General features: G+C 69.9%; 14 protein-coding genes. 5 read left to right on the top strand and 9 right to left on the bottom strand.

All coding sequences use genetic code 11. The features are described 5' to 3' along the window. Positions 1-554: 554 nt before the first annotated feature. Both AB0E19_RS32085 and AB0E19_RS32080 read right to left on the bottom strand, forming a co-directional pair. Positions 555-1,505: an NAD-dependent epimerase/dehydratase family protein gene (locus AB0E19_RS32085; protein WP_362186327.1), complete on the bottom strand. Its 951-nt coding sequence runs from the start codon at positions 1,503-1,505 to the stop codon at positions 555-557. A 20-nt stretch (positions 1,506-1,525) separates the two neighbouring features. Then, entirely contained in the window at positions 1,526-2,821 is a 1,296-nt protein-coding gene (locus AB0E19_RS32080; protein ID WP_362186324.1) for a nucleotide sugar dehydrogenase, read from the bottom strand. Between the two features lie 356 nt (positions 2,822-3,177). Between AB0E19_RS32080 and metG the strand changes: the two genes are divergently transcribed. After that, positions 3,178-4,902 (top strand): methionine--tRNA ligase, encoded by a 1,725-nt coding sequence (gene metG / locus AB0E19_RS32075; RefSeq protein ID WP_362186321.1) that lies wholly within the window; start codon positions 3,178-3,180, stop codon positions 4,900-4,902. A gap of 32 nt (positions 4,903-4,934) precedes the next feature. Here the strand turns inward: metG and AB0E19_RS32070 are convergent, their stop codons facing one another. The 6 genes from AB0E19_RS32070 to AB0E19_RS32045 form a co-directional block, all read right to left on the bottom strand. After that, entirely contained in the window at positions 4,935-5,573 is a 639-nt protein-coding gene (locus tag AB0E19_RS32070; RefSeq protein WP_362186318.1) for a histidine phosphatase family protein, read from the bottom strand. Positions 5,574-5,596: 23 nt separating this feature from the next. Further along, complete coding sequence (locus AB0E19_RS32065) at positions 5,597-6,151, bottom strand: FkbM family methyltransferase (RefSeq protein ID WP_362186315.1); 555 nt, start codon at positions 6,149-6,151, stop codon at positions 5,597-5,599. 5 nt (positions 6,152-6,156) lie between these two features. After that, a complete protein-coding gene (locus AB0E19_RS32060; protein ID WP_362186312.1) occupies positions 6,157-7,548 on the bottom strand; it encodes a hypothetical protein in 1,392 nt (463 codons plus the stop codon). Between the two features lie 161 nt (positions 7,549-7,709). Further along, positions 7,710-8,864 carry a glycosyltransferase family protein gene (locus AB0E19_RS32055; RefSeq protein ID WP_362186309.1) on the bottom strand — a complete coding sequence of 385 codons (1,155 nt, stop codon included), beginning with the start codon at positions 8,862-8,864 and terminating at the stop codon, positions 7,710-7,712. Between the two features lie 19 nt (positions 8,865-8,883). Then, the gene (locus AB0E19_RS32050; RefSeq protein WP_362186306.1) at positions 8,884-10,200 is read right to left on the bottom strand and encodes a N,N-dimethylformamidase beta subunit family domain-containing protein; all 1,317 of its coding nucleotides are present in this window, start codon (positions 10,198-10,200) and stop codon (positions 8,884-8,886) included. After that, positions 10,197-10,874, bottom strand: a complete 678-nt coding sequence (locus AB0E19_RS32045) for a class I SAM-dependent methyltransferase (protein WP_362186303.1) — start codon at positions 10,872-10,874, stop codon at positions 10,197-10,199. The genes AB0E19_RS32050 and AB0E19_RS32045 overlap by 4 nt, the downstream gene beginning before the upstream one ends. Before the next feature lie 270 nt (positions 10,875-11,144). On the opposite strand from AB0E19_RS32045, the gene AB0E19_RS32040 reads away from it, so the two are divergent. The 4 genes from AB0E19_RS32040 to AB0E19_RS32025 are packed head-to-tail and all read left to right on the top strand — an operon-like array spanning position 11,145 to position 17,298. After that, positions 11,145-14,675 carry an NB-ARC domain-containing protein gene (locus tag AB0E19_RS32040; RefSeq protein ID WP_362186300.1) on the top strand — a complete coding sequence of 1,177 codons (3,531 nt, stop codon included), beginning with the start codon at positions 11,145-11,147 and terminating at the stop codon, positions 14,673-14,675. Positions 14,676-14,701: 26 nt separating this feature from the next. Beyond that, a complete protein-coding gene (locus AB0E19_RS32035) occupies positions 14,702-15,901 on the top strand; it encodes a damage-control phosphatase ARMT1 family protein (RefSeq protein ID WP_362186296.1) in 1,200 nt (399 codons plus the stop codon). 9 nt (positions 15,902-15,910) lie between these two features. Further along, positions 15,911-16,315 carry an NUDIX domain-containing protein gene (locus AB0E19_RS32030; RefSeq protein WP_362186293.1) on the top strand — a complete coding sequence of 135 codons (405 nt, stop codon included), beginning with the start codon at positions 15,911-15,913 and terminating at the stop codon, positions 16,313-16,315. Beyond that, positions 16,312-17,298, top strand: a complete 987-nt coding sequence (locus AB0E19_RS32025; RefSeq protein WP_362186290.1) for an FAD-dependent oxidoreductase — start codon at positions 16,312-16,314, stop codon at positions 17,296-17,298. Before AB0E19_RS32030 ends, AB0E19_RS32025 begins: the two co-directional genes overlap by 4 nt. A gap of 206 nt (positions 17,299-17,504) precedes the next feature. Here AB0E19_RS32025 and AB0E19_RS32020 read toward each other — a convergent pair whose 3' ends face one another. Then, the gene (locus tag AB0E19_RS32020; RefSeq protein WP_362186287.1) at positions 17,505-17,879 is read right to left on the bottom strand and encodes a hypothetical protein; all 375 of its coding nucleotides are present in this window, start codon (positions 17,877-17,879) and stop codon (positions 17,505-17,507) included. Positions 17,880-17,910 lie beyond the last annotated feature (31 nt).

Here is a 17,910-nt window from a genome sequence, read left to right as displayed (position 1 = left end):
GCCGCCCCTTCCAGCGCATCCGCGCCTTCCTCACCATCGGCCTGATGCCGCCGGACGCCCGCGCGTATGCCCGGGGCGACCGGCCGTGGGCCGTGTGGGAGCGGGACCGGGTCGGAGCGCGGGCGGCCTTTGAGCACGCCCGGACGCCCCGACGATGTGCAACGCAACCGTTATCGCGGGAGGACACCGAGCCGCCGAGCACGCCAGCACTGGGTGGACACACGCGGGGCGTCGCATGCCTGTGTGGGCGACTCGCCAACGATATCCCTCCCCAGGGTCATGAAATTCGGCAAGCGGCCCGAGCGAACGACGCGGCCAGCAGTGGGTGGACGACCCTGCTTGTTGATCTTTCCCGCTCCAGTGCGCTGTCGGTCCGCTCCCCCATGACATCGGCCTGATCACCATCCGCGGTGGTCATGCGGGCTGTGCCGCCGCCCGCACGGCCACTGGCGTAGGCATGCCCAGCATGTCTGGGCAACGGGTTCACTCCATGGCAGGCCGAGAGGGTCCATTGCGTCTCATGCCGTCCCGTCGCCGGTTGGCGGTCATTGCGCTCACCTTGCGGCCGATCTCTCGATTGCGGAACGGAACCAGCCCACTGTCGCCGCGATTCCCTTCTGGATCGGCGGTGGTGTCACCGTGGGGAACAGTGCTTTTAGGCGTGCACTGTCCGCCTGAGAGTGGGGGACGTCACCGGCGCGTGGGGCTTTATTCTCCTGGTCGACGAGCTGGCCGGTCGCCGACTCGATCTCCTGGATCAGGGCCAGCAGCGAGGTGCGGGTTCCGAAGGCGAGGTTCACCGGGCGGGGGTCCATGACCTTGCGGAGAAGGGCGTCGGTGAGGACGTCGCTGACCGTGCCCACGTAGGTGAAGTCGCGGGTCTGGGTACCGTCGCCATGGATGGTCACCGGCTGGCCGGCGAGGGCGGCGCTGATCCACTTTGGGATGACGGCGGCGTAGGCGTGGTCGGCGCGCTGGCCGGGGCCGTAGACGTTGAAGAAGCGGAAGGGGAGGACCGGCAGGTCGAAGCTGTGGTGGTAGGCGCTCAGGTATGCCTCCGTCGTGAGCTTGGTGACCGCGTAGGGGCTCATTGGGGCGGAGGCGAGGTCCTCGTGTTTCGGCAGGTGGGGGTTGGCGCCGTAGACGGAGGACGAGGAGGCGGCGATCACGTGCGGGCCGCCGGCGCGGCGGGCGGCTTCGAGGACCTGGAGGGTGCCGGTCGCGTTGGCGTGGTGGCTGGCCAGGGGGTCTCGCAGGGAGCGAGGTACGGAGGGGAGCGCGGCCAGGTGGACGACGGCGTCGGCGCCGCGGAACGCCCGGTCGAGGAGGGCGGCGTCCTGGACGTCTCCCTCGAAGAAGTCCACGTCGAGGCCGGCGAGGTTCGCCTTGTCCCCGGTGGAGAGGTTGTCGACGACCCGGAGTCGGGAGACCTGGGGCTGTTCGGTCAGGGCGCGGACGAGGTTGCTGCCGATGAATCCGCCGCCGCCGGTGATCACGATCTTCACGATGGTTCCCTTCAGAGAGATCAGAGAGAGTCGACGTGGGCGCCGTTGAGTCGACGGCGGCAGTCGAGGACGTACGGGGAGTGCGCGCTGATCAGGGGGTAGTCGAAGGCGTCGTGGTCCGCGAGGAGGACTACGGCGTCGACCGACGCGAGCAGGCCGGGGGTCACCTCGGCCCGCTGAAGTCCCTCCAGGCCGGCGGCGCGGGGATGGGCGTCGTCCAGGACGTGGGGGTCGGCGGCCTGGACCTCGGCGCCCATCCTGGTGAGGAGTTCGGCGATTCGCGCCGCTGGCGTCTCGCGGGCGTCCCCGGTGTTGGCCTTGTACGCCAGACCGAGCAGCAGGATCCGGGAGCCCTTGAGTGGCTTCCCGCGTTCGTTGAGGCCCGCCACGAGGCGCCGAACCACGTAGTCGGGCATGTGGTTGTTGACGTCGTTCGCCAGCTCGACGAAGCGGAAGTTCTGGCCGAGGGTCCGTTCGACCCGCCACGATAGGTAGGAGGGGTCGACGGGTAGGCAGTGGCCTCCGACCCCGGGGCCGGGGGTGAAGCGCATGAATCCGAACGGCTTGGTGGACGCGGCGTCGATGGCCGCCCAGACGTCGATGCCCAGGTCGTGGGCGAAGATCGCCAGCTCGTTGGCGAGGGCGATGTTCACGTGCCGGAAGGTGTTTTCGAGGAGCTTGGTCAGCTCCGCCTCCTTGCAACTGGCCACGGGCACGACCGTGTCCACGAGGGAGGCGTAGAAGTCGCGGACCGACTCCAGGGAGGACGGGGTGATGCCCGAGACGACCTTGGGCGTGTTCTCCAGCGTCCAGGTGGGGTTCCCGGGGTCGATGCGCTCCGGGCTGTACCCGAGGTGGAAGTCCCGGCCGGCGGTCAGGCCGGAGCCGCGCTCCAGGAGCGGGCGGAACACCTCCTCGGTCGTCCCGGGGTACGTGGTCGACTCCAGGACGACGGTCGCTCCGCGGGTGAGGTGGCGGCCGAGCGTCCGTGCCGCGTCCTCGACGTGCGACAGGTCCGGCGCGCCGTCGCGCAGTGGCGTCGGGACGGTGACGACCGCCACGTCGAACCCAGCGCAGTCGGCCGGGTCGACGGTCGGCTGGAAGACGCCGGCGGAGAGGAGCGGTGCCAGCCGCCTGTCCGAGACGTCCTCGACGTACGACTCGCCGACCACGAGCCGCTTGATCCGGCCGGCGTCGACGTCGAGACTGACGACGCTGTGCCCCATCTCGGCGGCTCGCACCGCGAGCGGGAGCCCGACGTATCCCTGTCCCATGACGACGACGCGGAGTCGACGGGGCTCGTGGTTCCTGATCATGCGGTCCACCTCGCTGCGGTTCGGGATGGGGGTTGGGGTGGTGGGGACGTACTCGCGGCGTGAGATCTGCCGGGTGTGCTGGCCGTAAGATGGGGAACGCCTCGGCCGTCCGGGACTCGCTTGGCCGCCTGTCTCGGACGGCCGAGTGCTTTTCGGGCACGGCAAGGAGAGGCGAGAAAACCCGCGGGCTGGCCCCACTCCCGGTTCGATACGATGACGGTGGCTTGCAGTCCCGTTCCGTCACCTTGAGTGACGCCGACGTGCGATCGGAGTGATCGCGTCGGCTGCGGCCTCCCGACCTGGGCCCGCCGTGGCAGCGTCATCGGCGCCATACGTACGAAATGGAGCATCCAAGGATGGCTCGACACCTGGTAACCAGCGCGCTTCCCTACATCAACGGGATCAAGCACCTGGGCAACATGGTCGGGTCGATGCTTCCGGCGGACGTGTACTCCCGGTACCTCCGCCAGCGCGGTCACGACGTCCTCTACATCTGCGCGACTGACGAGCACGGCACGCCGGCCGAGCTGGCCGCCAAGGAGGCGGGGCTGACGGTCGCCGAGTTCTGCGCGCAGGCCCACGACGCACAGAAGGCCGTGTACGACGGGTTCGAGCTTGCCTTCGACTACTTCGGGCGCAGCTCCTCGCAGCAGAACGTCGAGATCACCCAGCACTTCGCGCGCAAGCTGAACGAGAACGGCTTCATCGAGGAGCGGGCGATCCGCCAGGTGTACTCGCCGGTCGACGGCCGCTTCCTGCCGGACCGGTACGTCGAGGGCACCTGCCCGCACTGCGGCTACGACAAGGCCCGCGGCGACCAGTGCGAGAACTGCACCCGCGTGCTCGACCCGACCGACCTGATTAACCCGCGTTCGGCGATCAGCGGTTCCACGGACCTGGAGGTCCGCGAGACCAAGCACCTCTTCCTGCTGCAGTCGAAGCTCCAGCACGAGGTCGAGGAGTGGATCGCCACCGTCAGCGCGGAGTGGCCGCACCTGTCCACGTCCATCGCCCGCAAGTGGCTGACCGAGGGCCTGAACGACCGTGCCATCACCCGCGACCTCGACTGGGGCGTCCCGGTGCCGGCCGACACCTGGCCGGAGCTCGCGGCCGAGGGCAAGGTCTTCTACGTCTGGTTCGACGCCCCGATCGAGTACATCGGCGCGACGAAGGAGTGGGCGGACGCCGCCTCCGACGGCGAGACCCGGGACTGGAAGTCGTGGTGGTACGAGGCCGACGACACCGTCCGGTACACGCAGTTCATGGCGAAGGACAACGTCCCCTTCCACACGGTGATGTTCCCGGCCACCGAGCTCGGCGTGCGCGAGCCCTGGAAGAAGGTCGACGTCGTCAAGGGCTTCAACTGGCTGACGTTCTACGGCGGGAAGTTCTCCACCTCGCAGAAGCGCGGCGTCTTCACCGACGCGGCCCTGGAGATCCTGCCCGGCGACTACTGGCGGTACTTCCTGATCGCCAACGCCCCCGAGTCGGACGACTCCTCCTTCACGTGGGAGCACTTCACCGCCACGGTGAACAAGGACCTGGCGGACACCCTCGGCAACTTCGTCAACCGCGTGCTGTCGTTCTCCCGCAAGCGTTTCGGTGACGACGTCCCGGCCGGTCACGCCGCCGGCGAGGCGGAGGCCAAGCTGGGCGAGGAGATCGCACGGCTGCTCGGCGAGTACGAGGAGCAGATGGAGGCCCTGCAGTTCCGCAAGGCTGCCGCTGCCCTGCGTGCGCTGTGGTCTGCGGGCAACTCCTACCTGGAGGAGAAGGCCCCCTGGCTGGAGATCAAGACCGACGCCGACGGCGCCGCGCTGACGCTCCGTACCGCGATGAACCTGATCCACCTGTACGCGGTCGTCTCCGAGCCGTTCATCCCGACGTCGGCCGCCGCCATGCGCGGGGCCTTCGCCCTGGAGAACGACACCGCGACCTGGGTGACCGCCGACCAGGCCAAGTCCCTGGACACCGTCCCGGCCGGCACCGCGTTCACGGTGCCGCCGGTGCTCTTCGCCAAGATCACGGAGGAGGACCTGGAGTCCTACCGTGAGCGCTTCGGCGGCGCCCCGGAGGCCTGACAGGCGTCCTCGCCCCCGTACCGTCCCGACTCTCATCGGGCGGTACGGGAGTGGAGGAGGACGGGCAGGTCCGCGGGCGAGACGTTCATGAGCCGCACGCGAGGAACCGGGCCGCCGATCTCCATGCACGTGACCCCGGCGGACCCGGGCACGTGCTGGAGGTACCGGTCGAAGCCGTTCCCGGTGAACCACAGCAGCAGGCAGGCGATGCCCCCACCGTGCCCGACGAGGACGGTGGTTCGCCGTGCCCCGGAGCAGACCTCGTCCCAGAGACCCACGTAGCGAGCCTGGACGTCCTCCGACGACTCGCCGCCCGGCGTGCGGAGCTGGTGGATAGGTACACCGTGGCGAGCGGCCTCGGCGGCGGCGAGTTCCCTGGGACGGCCCCCGAGGTGACCGCTGTCCTTGGCGGCCAGACGCTCGTCGACGCGGACATCGGCCAGGGCGAGCGCGGCGGCGAGAAGCTCGGCCGACTCCCGGCAACGGGACATCGGGCTGACGAGTAGCTGATCCACGGTGACCCCGGCTGCCGCGAGGCAGGCGCCGACCAGCCGTATGTCGGCGCGTCCGCGCTCGCTGAGCCGGCCGCCGACCGCGCGGCCCTGGTGAATGCCTTGGAGGTTCTCCTCCGTCTCGCCGTGCTTGATCAGGTAGATGCGCTTGGTGTCCATGGCTTCGTGTCCCCTCACTCCGGTCAGTCCCAGTGGCGGACGTCGACGCGTGCGGAGACGGCGGCGGCCACCTCGTCGTGCTCGGCCTGGCTCATGGCGGGGAAGCGGTCGTGGTGCCACTCGACGTAGAGGACGGAGACGAGGTCGATCGTCCCGTCGGTGAGCAGCTTCCTGAGCACGGGGTACTCGGCGCCCTCAATGTCCATCTTCACGACGACGTGGTCCTCCGGCGTGACGGTCCGGCGGAGCCAGGCACTGAAGTCCACCGCCGGTACGGTGACGGGGGAGCTGTAGTCGATCTGCTGGTCGTACACGGGCGGTACCCGCTTGCCGGGCATCACGGTGGAGCTCTCGTGGTGGCCGAGGAAGAGGTCGATCATGCCGTCCTCGGTCCACACAGCACTCGGGGACACCTCGACCAGGTCGGCGTGCTGGGCCTGCTCCACGTTGGCCGTGATGGAGGGGAGCAGGGTCGCGTTGGGCTCGAAGGCGTAGAAGTCGTGGTCCGGGAGCTCGTGCATGAAGCGCTTCAGCACGATTCCGAGGTTGGCGCCGCAGTCGACGAAGATCTTGCGCATGAGAGTCAGTCCTCCAGGTCGGTCATCGGAGCGCTGAGGTCGATCTCCCGTACGACGTGATCGGCGAGCAGGACGAAGTCGCCGGTCTCGGGGAGGTAGCAGCGCTCCTCGTAGCGGATGGTGATGCGGCGGACGGGTTCCTCGCCGCGGTAGGCGGGCAGGTCGCCCCATCGGTAGAGCTGGCCCCCGGGCGCCTTGAGGTGACGTAGCCACCGGGGCAGGGGGCTCTTTCGCGTACCGGCGTTGAGCCGGTTGAACATGGCGGTCAGGAAAGCGACGTGCTCGGCCGACCGTTCCTCGTTTCTGTGCGTTCGGCCGTAGGTCTGCTTGAGCTGGTGTAGCCGGTCCGGATCACTGCAGGCCTGGACGAGGAGATCCCGGAGCCGCTGGTCCCAGACGATTCCGAGGTGGCCGTGGAGTACGGGCTCGTCCGTCAGGAAGTAGCCCTCGACGCGGCCGAACTCGCGCTCGTACGGGCACATGTAGTCGTTGTAGAGACCCCGCGTCGCGCCGGAGGCCGTCTCAACCTGCCATTGGATGCGGGCGGTGAAGGGCGCGTCCCACCACCCCAGATGCCAGGGCTGCCACAGCAGGTCGGCGGTGCTGAGCAGGATCACGGTGAGCGCGACCAGTGCGGCGGGCCACCCGAAGGCCGTGTCGTCCCCCGCGCCGGGCAGCAACCCGAAGGCCGTTGCGAGTCCGATGTTGGCGGCGATGTTCTCCCAGAAGAGGATGCCGGAGGCGAGCGCGACGGCGAGGTTGAACAGTGCGGTCGCCACCAGGGTCGCGATCAGCAGCCGGCGGTCGAGGAAGGCGATCAGCCCGACGGCCTCCACGACCATCGTGAGGATGTTGACGGGGCGGTCCACGACACTCGCCCGGCGCAGGAGCCGGGATACCGTCCTAGACGGGAGGAATCGCGCCCAGCCCCAGGAATACGCCGAGGCCATGAGGTAGTGCGTGCGGTTGTGCCAGGCCCACGACCAGGGGCGCGGCCCCAGATGGGCTTTGCTCCAGGCCGGCTTGACGTAGTGCGACAGCGAGACGCAGCCGAGTACCAGCACCAGACCCGCCGTGGAGTCGGACGGGGGCGGGGTGAGGACCGCGGTCACGAGGAACCAGGCGAGGTACCCCTTCAGCAGCCTCACCGACATCATCGCGTGGTGCTGCCAGCCACGCAGCCTGCCGCAGAACACGGCGATCCACGCCAGCAGGGCGGGAGCCCAGAGGCAGGACGCGACGGCGAGGAGCAGGAGGATCAGCCTGTCCCGACGCTGGGGACCGATGGGCAGCGTGACGTCGTAGTCGCTCGTGGCGCCTCGCCAGGTGAGGAGGGCGATCACGGAGACGACGAACCAGCGCAGCTGCTCGGGGAGAGGCGACGGACGGAGGGCCAAGGGGGCGATGATCGCGACGGCCGTACCCATGGCCAGTGGCGTGGGGCGCCGAGCGAGAGCCCGTGCCGCGGGGGAGACCCCGAATCGGTAGCAGGCCACCGCGGCGGCTACGACCGCCGTGGTCACCACGTAGGAAGGAACTGGGGGAGTCGGCATGTCGACTACCCCGCGATCGGCGCGGGCATCGGCCGGTCGCCGGCCGGCAGGCTCTCCAGGTACGAGGCGATCCGTTCCCGGGGATCAGCTGCGAGGTACAGGTCGCGGTGGCGTACGACGTTGTCGCGGAGCACCGGCCGCCTCGCGAGGAAGTCGAGGACGGCTCGCCGCTCGACGCGCGGGGCGGCAGTGCCCAGCCCGGCCTCGTCGACGACCTTGGCGCACCAGTGCTGGTCGTAGGTCGGCAACGGGACGAGGTGGACCGGTTTGCCGAGGACGAGGGCCTCGCTGATCAGGTTGAAGCCCGCGTTGGAGAAGACGGCCTCGGAACGGGCCATGTCCGCGATGAACGCCTCGCGGTCGAAGGCGCGTATCTCGATCCGGGTGTCTGCGTACCCACGCAGGGACCTCAGCTCCGCCGGCTGTGCGTAGATCCGCAGCGTGCGGTCCGGTACGGACCGGCGGAAGACCGAGGCCAGCTCGCGGACGGACTCCTCCGGGCCGTGGTCGAAGTAGCGGGAGAAGTAGGCCGTGACGAGGGGCTCGGTGGTGACCTGTGCCGACCTGACGAGATCCGGAACGACGGGGGAGATGAACTCCACCCTCTGGTCCTCGGCACTCAGCGGGACGTAGGAGCAGATGAAGGACCGGTCCATACGGGGCGCGAAGTACCGCAGCCGTTGCTCGTCGGCCGTACGGGCGTACCGGCCGACGGTGGGGAGGTCGAGGTGCCGGTACTTGCTCTGCTGGTCGATGGAGACGAGCGGCCGACCGAAGTGGTAGGCGAAGCGCGGGGTGTTGGGCTCGTAGTCGGTGACGAACACGTCCGGGACGCCGCTGTTCCGGACGGCCCGGCGCAGCCGGAGGTGGCGGAGGAGACCTCCGGGCGCCTGCCGGATGTTCGCGCGCAGGGCGTCGCGGGCGTGGATCCGGTCGCCGCGCGCGAGCAGCGTCGGCATCCAGGCGTCCCAGGCGGGGAAGCCGAGGTCCCGGAAGTACTCGACCCTGCCCTGGCCGTTGGTGACGATCCGGACCCGATGTCCGCGGTCGCGGAGGTACTGGGCGATCACGCTCTGCCGGACGGTGTGTCCCATACCGATGCCGTTGACACCGATGATGACGTCGAGCGGTCGTACGTTACTGGTTCCGTTTGCGGGCACGACGATCCCATCCCTTCGGTCAGGAGAGCCGGGTGATGACGTTGCGGGTGACCGTGGCGACCTGGGGATCGGTCGCCAGGAGGCGTGCCCAGTCGGTGGTGGCGGCCGTGAAGACCGTGCCGCCGGCGGTGAAGACGCCGAGCGTGGCGGCCCGGGGGCCGGACATCGGCTCCCGGGCGGCGAAGTTCCAGTCCGGGGGGAGCTCGGCGACGCCGAGGATCTCGAAGTCCTTCGGCGTCCCGTCCTGGCCGGTGGGACGCGGGCGGCCGGTGGCGTCGTACTCGTACGCCGCGCCGTCGCACTCGTAGCCGATCAGCGCTCCGCCGTGTCCCAGGCTGTCTCCGGTCCTGAGCTCTGTGCCGGCGAAGGCCCAGTGGCCGGCGTCGGTGACCACGAAGCCCAGCGAAGCGCGGGTGCCTTCCCAGTGGCCACCGCCGTTGCGGTAGCTCACACCCAGGAGGGTGTTCTCCGGCTCCGACTCCCACCAGTGGTCCGGGCACCCGTACGAGCTGTCCGGGTCGGTGCCGGCGGGCGCTCCGGGCGGGAACTTGTCGCAGGACAGCCCCGTCCCGCCCGGGGCGACGTCGACACGCCACCAGCAGGTGTTGGCACCGAAGTTGGCGATGTGGCCGCCGGCGTCCCGGAAGGCGGTCACGTGGCGCCGGAGATCGGTGCTCCAGTACTCGTCGTGACCGGCGGCGACCAGGAGGCGGTATCCGTCGCGCAGAAACAGCCCCTCGTGGAGGTCCAGGTCGGTGCAGTAGTCGGCCTCGATCCGGTTCCGCTCCATCCAGGCGATGAAGGGGGCGTCCCAGTGGGCGAACGTCTGCCGGGGCGATGACGGGTCGTACGCGTCCGCCAGACCCTTCACGGGCCCGCCGACACCGCCCCCGGGACGGCGAGTCGTGACGTGGGCGGCGCTGTAGAGGCTGCCGCCGCCCGCCGTGTTGTACGCCTGGTAGGTGAACGTCGGGATCTTGTACAGGATCCTGCGGCCGGAGGGCGCGGAGGGGGTGACGACCAGGAGGATGCGCGCCTCCCGGGTATCCAACGGCGGTGTGCCGGAGCCGCGCTCCGTGCCCAGCACCGCGATGTAGACACCGGACCGCCACTCCCGGGGCACGAGGAACTCGTACGCGGGCCACTGCCAGTCCGCGTCGAAGTTTCCGGGAGACGCGGCACGGCCGGGCCAATCGACGTGCCCCGCGTGCTGCGGTTCGGCTCCCCAGCGGTAGAAGTCGACGTGGAAGCGGGGCGCGGTGGTGGCGATGTGCAGGCGCACCACCTCGCCGGCTCGGACGCCGGGCCGGGCCGCGTAGCCGTTGACGGTGGTCACGAGCCCTCCTTGGCACGGGCCACGCCGACGAGGTGGAACGGGTCGATCGCCTCGACGCGGGCGTCCCAACCCAGACCGCTCAGCTGGGAGGTGAGCTCGGTGGAGTCTCGGAGCACCTTCACGGCCATGTGACGGGAGCCGTCAGAGAGGGTGCGATGGACGGTCGGCACGGACGCCGCTCCTGCCTGGTCCTCGATCTCAGCCTTCGCCGGCGAGTCGTCGAGGAACACCACGCGACCGCCGGGCACCAGAGCCCACCTGAGCAGGTTCCAGAACGCTTCCATCTCCACCGGCGGCACGTGGCTGAGCCAGAACGCGAAGAACACCGTGTCGTACTGGCGGTCCGGCTCCCAGCCGAAGATGTCGGCTTCGATGAAGCGGGTCTCGGTTCCTCGCATACGGTCGCGGGCCCGGCGGAGCATCTCCGGCGCCGCGTCCAGCGCGGTCAGGCTGCGGGCCCGGTGAGAGAGCAGCCGGGTCCACTGGCCCGTGCCGCAGGCGATCTCCAGGACGTCACCGCCGACCGGCAGCGAGTCCAGGGCCTTCGCGAGCCGCGGCATGTCCATGCGGGTGCCGTAGGTGGCGTCGTACTCGTCGGCTCGCGCCCGGTAGTAGGCGATCTGCCCTCCGGACCAGTCGCCCGGATCGCCCTGTCGTTCTTCCGTTCCGGTCACGCTGTGACCACCCCTCTCGACTGCCCACGGAGCCGTGGTGCTCCGTGCCGAGAAGACTGCCGAGCGGCGCTGGTCAGAGGGCTGTCGTGGTGTCGCACCCGCGGTGCAGCGCCGCCGCTGTCCGAGGCGACGGGTGTGCCTCGCTCGGACCTGGCCGGAATGGTCCGGGTGCTGCATCCGTGCTGAACTCCCGTCGCAGCGAAGGCCCTACGCCGCTGGTCAGACCGCCCTACCCTGTTACCGTCGTCGGTGTCGGTCGAAGGAGCTCAGGTGGCCACGGTGCAGCGCTGGACCGGACGGGAGGCGCGTGCTCTGCGGCTCGCGACGCGACGGAGCGTGCGTGGCTTCGCGTCCTACCTCGGCGTCAGCGACCGGACGGTGTCCAACTGGGAGGCCCGGGGCGAGGAGATCGTCGTCGCACCGGACTCCCAGGCGTTACTCGACACGGCGTTGGAACGGAGCGACGCGGAGGTGCGGCAGCGCTTCTGGGACTCCGTCGGTGTTCCGACGCCTGAGCCCGCGCCGGCGCCGGACGAATACCGCCCCATACCCGTTCCGGAGCCCGGCTTGGTGCACAGGTCCGAAGATCTCGAAGGGCTCGTCTCCGTACTCCGTGAGGCGGCGCAGGACGACACCGTCGCCACGGTCGCCCTGTGCGGCCCGGGTGGGTTCGGCAAGACGACGCTGGCCACGCAGGTGTGCCACGACCCCCGCGTACGGGACTCCTTCTCGGAGATCCTCTGGGTGGAGACCGGCGAGGGATGCACGGCCGCCAGGGTCGTCGAGCTGATCTCCGACCTGTGCGTCCACCTCGACGGCAACCGTCCATCACTTGCCGATCCGGAGCAGGCCGGCTTCCACCTCGCCCGTCTGCTCCAGGGGCGCCGCGCGCTCCTGGTCGTCGACAACGTCTGGTCCGCCACCGACCTCGGCCCCTTCCTGCTCGGCGGCGAGGACTGCGTACGGCTCGTGACCACGAGGAACGTGCGCGTGTGCCCCAGCTCCGCCCGAGTCGTGCGCCTGGGGCCCATGGCGCCGGGGGAGATCCGCGAGCTGCTCGTCCGCAACGTCGGTGCCCTCGGCGATGCCGAGGCCGCGCGCCTCGCAGGCGTGTGCGGGGGCTGGCCGCTCCTCGCGTCGATCGTCGGCGCGAACGTCTCTCAGGAGGTCGGTTTCGGCGCCCCGGCCGACCGCGCCGTCACGGAGACGAACGCGGCGATCCGCGCGTACGGCCCTCAGGCTTTCGACGTCTGGGACTCCGACCAGCGCAAGAACGCCATCGGGCAGGCGCTCGAATCCAGCCTCCGCAGTCTCGCGGAGAGCGTCTCGATCGCCGGCCGCACTGACCTGCGAGACCGGTACCTGTCCCTGGCGGTGTTCCCTCCGTCGGTGCCGATCCCCATGTCGGTCCTCACCCACTGGTGGGGCACCGCGAACGGGTGGGCCCCTCACGTGGTGCGCCAGTTCTGCCGGGTGCTGTCCGACCGGTCCCTGATCGGCGCCTACCTCGCCGACCGGAACGCCATCGTGCTGCACGACGTGTTCCGGTCCTATCTGCGCCATCTGATCGGCGACCAGTGGGCGACCCTTCACCGGTCCCTGATCGAGGCGTACCGGCAGAGCAGGGACGGTGCCTGGGAAACGCTCGCTGATAGCGAGGGATACCTGTGGCGTCACCTCCCCTACCACCTGCGTGAGGCGGGCCTCGACGCCGAGCTCGTCAGCCTGCTGGCCTCGCCGACGTACGTCATGCGCAAGGTCGAACTGGTCGGGCACCAGTCTCTGACCGCGGACGCCGCCGTGCTCGACGCCATGCCCGAGCGCCACGATGCCGGCCACCCGCAGCACCAGGTGTGGGCCACCGCCCGGGCCCTGACCGGTGCCGGGTATCTGCTGAACGGGCTGGAGAGCCCGGCCGACATCGCCTCGACCCTCTCGATCGTGCTGCGGCGGGCATCCACACCCGAGGCCACCCGAACCCTGGCAGGCGCTGCGGGGGAGGGAACGGTGCTCGCCCCGCGGTGGCTGATGCCGCCCCCTGAGGTGAGCTCCGAGGCGGTGACGGAGCGCGGTCACATCGGTGCGGTCGTCAGCGTGTCCGCCGTCCGCGACCTCGTGGCGTCAGGCGGCGAGGACGGGGTGGTCAGGCTGTGGAACCTGAACACGGGCAGGCTCCTCCGAGCCCACGAAGCCCATACCGGGTGGGTGTTCGCCACTGCGCTCTCCGCGGACGGGATGGTTCTCGCCTCAGCGGGGGACGACGGAGCGATCCGACTGTGGCGCACGGACACCGGCGAACCCGTCGGGGTGCTGCCCGGGCACAACCGCCGCATCCGCAGCCTCGCCTTCTCCTCAGCCGACCCGGTCCTCGTCTCCGGTGCCGAGGACGGAGCCGTATGCGCGTGGGACCTGGAGCGGCTGGTGCTCCTGCGTACGATGCGGGCCGCCGGCACCCCCGTCTGGTCCGTGGCGATCGGCGGGGACTCCGACTCGCTCGTGGCCGTGGCCGGAGAGGACGAGTTCGTCCGACTCTTCGACCTGCGCACCGGCCGCCTCCTCGACGAACGTGCGGAGCACCAGGATTGGGTCCGCTCCGTGTCCTTCGCCCCCGGCTCCTCCCTCTTGGCCTCGGGCTCTGGTGACCGTTCCGCAGCTTTGTGGGACACGGCCGACGGAAAACTCGCGCTTGTCCGCCGGATCACCGGCCTCAAGGCGCGCGTGCGCGCCGTCGCCTTGTCCCCGCATGACGACGTCCTCGTCGCCGCGACCGAGGAGCCGAGGATCCAGGCGTTCTCGGCGGAGACGCCCGTAGGTGAGACACAGCTCCCGCAGGGCGTCGACTGGGTGCGCTCACTCGCCAGAACGGGTGACGGCACCGTGGTCGCCGGGTGCGAGGACGGCGCTGTCCGTGTCTGGGCCGTGGGGAAGGGCAGGCTCAGGACCCTGGTCGGTGGCTCGAACACCGTGTGGTCCACGCAGTTCGCGGCCGGCGGACGTACCGCTGTGGTCGGTGACGGGGACGGCGGCGTCGCCGTCGTCGACACAGTGACGGCAGCGGTCGGCCGGCGGCTGCCCGCCGCCCATGGACGCGTCTGGTCCCTGGCCTGCGGCGAGGAGCACGTCGCCGCGGCTTGCGGCGACGGGGCGGTCAGGGTCTGGTCACTGCCTGACCCGGCCTGGTCGCTCACCTTGAACCAGGACACTCCGCGAACGTGGGCTGTGGCGATGGCCCGTTCGAGGCCTCGTATCGCTGCGAGCACGGGTGACGGACACATCCGGTGCTGGGACCTCCCCACGGGGACGCTGTTGTGGACTCAGGACGTGCACGCCGGTCGGCTGCGGTCGCTCTCGTTCGACGACAGCGGAGACGTCCTGGTTGCCTGCGGTGGTGACGGCTCGGTGCGCGTGTGGCACGCCCCCACCGGGGATTTCAGAAGCCGGTTCAGCAGCCCCAGCGGATGGGCTCGCGCCGTCACCGTGGACGGTCCGGGCAACCGCGTGGCGGTCGGGTCGGGAACCGGAGACATTGCGGTACGGCATCTGGGGACGGACCGGTTCACCTCCCACCTCTCCGGTCACACGGGCCGCATCCTCATGCTGGGCTTCATGGGCGACGAGGACCGCCTCGTGTCGGCTGCGGCGGACGGGACGGTGCGCGTGTGGTCGCTCGACGAGCAGCGGCAGATCGCCGAGGTCCGAGTGGACGCCTCACTGCACTGCGCGGCCTTCGAGCCGGCGACGGGTGAGGTGCTGGTCGGGAGCGCGGCTGGCGTCGTGGCCCTGGGGATCATGGACACGTGAGCGACATGAGAAGGGCTTTGGACACGATGACAGAGAAGACCTCCCACGACTCGGGCGATGCGGCTGGAGCGCCGGTCATCCTGAGCAACGAGCCCGGCTCGTTCGCCTGGGGCGTGCTGGCCAAGCGCCACCCCGCCCTCGTCCAGCAGGTACGAGACGCCTTCCCGTACGGCCGTCGGCAGCACGAGGCCCTCGACGCCCTGCTGGACGAGATCACCAACGGCGTCATCGAGCCGCTCGCCCCCGGGGAACACGACCGTGAGCGCTGGGCGGACTGGGGACAGGAGCACTTCGGACGCTCCTGGTACGACGCTCCGTTCCTGTGGGCGGAGAGCTACTTCTACCGCAGGCTCCTCGGCGCGGTCGGGTACTTCGGCAGCGGGCCGTGGCAGGGAGTCGATCCGTTCGCGCCGTTCAAGCGGGCCGAGCTGCGCGGTGAGGCCGTGGAGGAGGAACTGCGGGCCCTGGACGCGCTCGCGGGCGTTCCGGCGGACGAGCGGGCTGCTGCCCTGCTCCACGCGTCGCTCTGGGGCAACCGGGCGGACCTCGGCTTCCGCGTCTCGGCGGGGGAGCCGGCGGCCGGTGACGCCGCTGCCTCCGCGCTGGTGGCTGACGACAGCGCCTTGTTGTGGCAGCTGTTGCCCGTCGGGGGTTCCTCGACCGTCGCCGTGGTGGCGGACAATGCGGGGCGCGAGCTGATCCCGGACCTGATCCTCATCGACCACCTCCTCGAACAGCGGCACGCCGAGCAGGTCGTGCTTCACCTCAAGCCGTACCCCTACTACGTCTCCGACGCGATGACGGCCGACGTCGTCGACTGCCTCCGCCGCCTCATGGAGGCACCCGGCGAAGCCAGTGCGATCGGAGGCCGGCTGTGGAAGGCCGTGGCAGCACGGAGCCTGGAGGTCCGCACCCACCCGTTCTTCTGCGCTCCGCTGCCGTACGAGGAGATGCCCGAGGACCTCCGCGGCGAGTTCGAGAGCGCCACACTCACCATCCTGAAGGGCGACCTCAACTACCGACGCCTGGTGGGCGACCGGCTGTGGGACGCCACAGCGTCCTTCGCCGATCTCACCTCGTACTTCCCTGGGGCCGTCGCGGCTCTCCGGACCCTGAAGTCCGACGTCATCGTCGGCTTGGAGCAGGAAGCACTGAACGCGCTCGAACGGTCCGGGGCTGCCTGGCGTACGAGTGGAACGCACGCGCTGATTCAGGTGCGACGGTAGGGGATCTTCGTGACGGTCGAGGCCCAGAGAGCGGTCGCCGCTGCCGTCGTCGTGCGGGGCGAGCGAGTCCTGCTCGTGCGGCGACGTGCGGCGGAAGGGGCGCTCTCGTGGCAGTTCCCGGCAGGGAAGATCGAATCCGAGGAGACTCCCGAGGAAGCCGCAGCACGTGAGACCGAGGAAGAGACCGGGCTCCTGGTGGTGCCCCAGACTGTGCTGGGACAACGGGTGCACCCCATGACAGGCCGGGAGATCCACTACATTGCATGCCGCCCCGTCGGCGGCCAGGCGGTCGTGGCGAGTGCTGATGAGGTGGCCGGCCTGGCCTGGGCCACGCACGGCGAGCTCCCACAGTACGTGCCGTACGGGTTGTTCGGGCCGGTGCAGAACTACCTCGATGAGGCTCTGCTCTCGTGAGTTCCGGCGCGTCCTTGAAGGGTGAGGTGCGCGTTGTCGTTGTCGGGGCTGGAGTGGCAGGGCTCACCACCGCTGTCGTCCTGGCCGAGGCCGGAGCCTTGGTGCACGTGATTGCCGAGCAGGTTCCGGGCGTCACCTCGCTGGCGGCCGGGGCGATGTGGGGACCGTACCTGGTCGAGCCGAAGGACAAGGTCGACCAGTGGGGGCAGCGGTCCCTGGAGATCTTCCGCAGATTGGCGGAGGACCCGTCCACGGGCGTCCGGCTCACCAGCGGCATTGAGGCGTCTCGTACGGCCGAGGCACCACCGGAGTGGGCCACCACCCTGCCCGGCTTCCGGCCGTGCGAGCCGGCCGAACTGCCGGCCGGGTTTTCGGCCGGCTACCGGTTCACGGTGCCGCTGATCGACAAGCCCACCTACCTCGCCTACCTCCTGCGCCGGCTCGACGCCGCTGGAGGAACGGTCGAGCGGCGGCGCCTGGTCTCGCTTGCGGACGCTGGCCCCGCTGCCTTGATCGCCAACTGCACGGGCCTGGGTGCCCAGGAACTGGTCCCGGACCATGACCTGCGGCCCATCCGCGGCCAGCACGTCGTCGTCACCAACCCGGGGCTGACCGAGTTCTTCTCCGAGGACATCGGCCTCTCACAAGACCTGCTGTGCTTCTATCCCCACGGCGACATCGTCGTCCTGGGCGGCACCGCTATCGACGGCGAAGGCAGCTTTGCCCTCGACGAGAAGGCGGCAGCCGGAATCCTCGCTCGCTGTGTCGAGGTTGAACCCCGTCTCGCCAAGGCCCGTGTCCTGGAGCACCGGCTCGGCGCCCGGCCGACCCGGGCTATGGTGCGCGTGGAGGCGGAGCGGGCGGAGGACGGCACCGTGGTGGTGCACAACTACGGGCACGGAGGTGCCGGCGTCACGCTCTCGTGGGGCTGCGCCGAAGAGGCTGCGAGCTTTCTGGCCGCCGACAGGGCAGACAGGCCCTGAAGGACCAGCCGGAGATGCCTTCCCGCACGTCCGCCTCACTCGCATTACGGGCGACACCCACCAGCTGATCGGTGCCCTGGGCGGGTGCCTCCGACACGAACGGCAGCCGCGGATGATCCCGGCTGCCGTTCGTGTTGTGCGAGGTTCCCAGGGCAGCCTGCTGTCGGGTCGACCGGTGCTACGGGCTCAGGTGCCTGGGGCTGGTGTTACTGCCCGTCGGGGACGAACCCGTTCATCACGTAGGCGAGGCGCTCGATGTCGGAGGGGCCGTCCTGTGGCCGGTGGGTGATCACGTCTCCGAGCGTGAAGTCCTCGTTGGGCTGGTCGTCGTACGGGGCCAGGACGATGTTCAGTCCGGCGGTTCCCACCTTCTTCTGGATCTCGGTGTCGATGAGGAGGCGAATCTCGAGGGTTGCTTCGAGCTCGTCCCGGTTGGCCAGGAGGACGGTGGCCTGTTCCTCGTCGGTGAAGGGGCGGCCGTCGTAGTGGGAGAAGGTGCCGGTGTCGGGACGGAGCCGGAAGTCGGTGTCGACGAGCAGGGTGAAGACGTCGGCGCGGAGGTAGGAATCGGTTTCGGGCAAGGGTGTACTCCTCACATGGTGGGGTGGGTGC

The organism is Streptomyces sp. NPDC047974 (assembly GCF_040653375.1).
In the GTDB taxonomy this organism is placed as follows: domain Bacteria; phylum Actinomycetota; class Actinomycetes; order Streptomycetales; family Streptomycetaceae; genus Streptomyces.
Note: the sequence above shows the minus strand (reverse complement) of the source record. Positions and strands in the feature narration are given on the sequence as shown.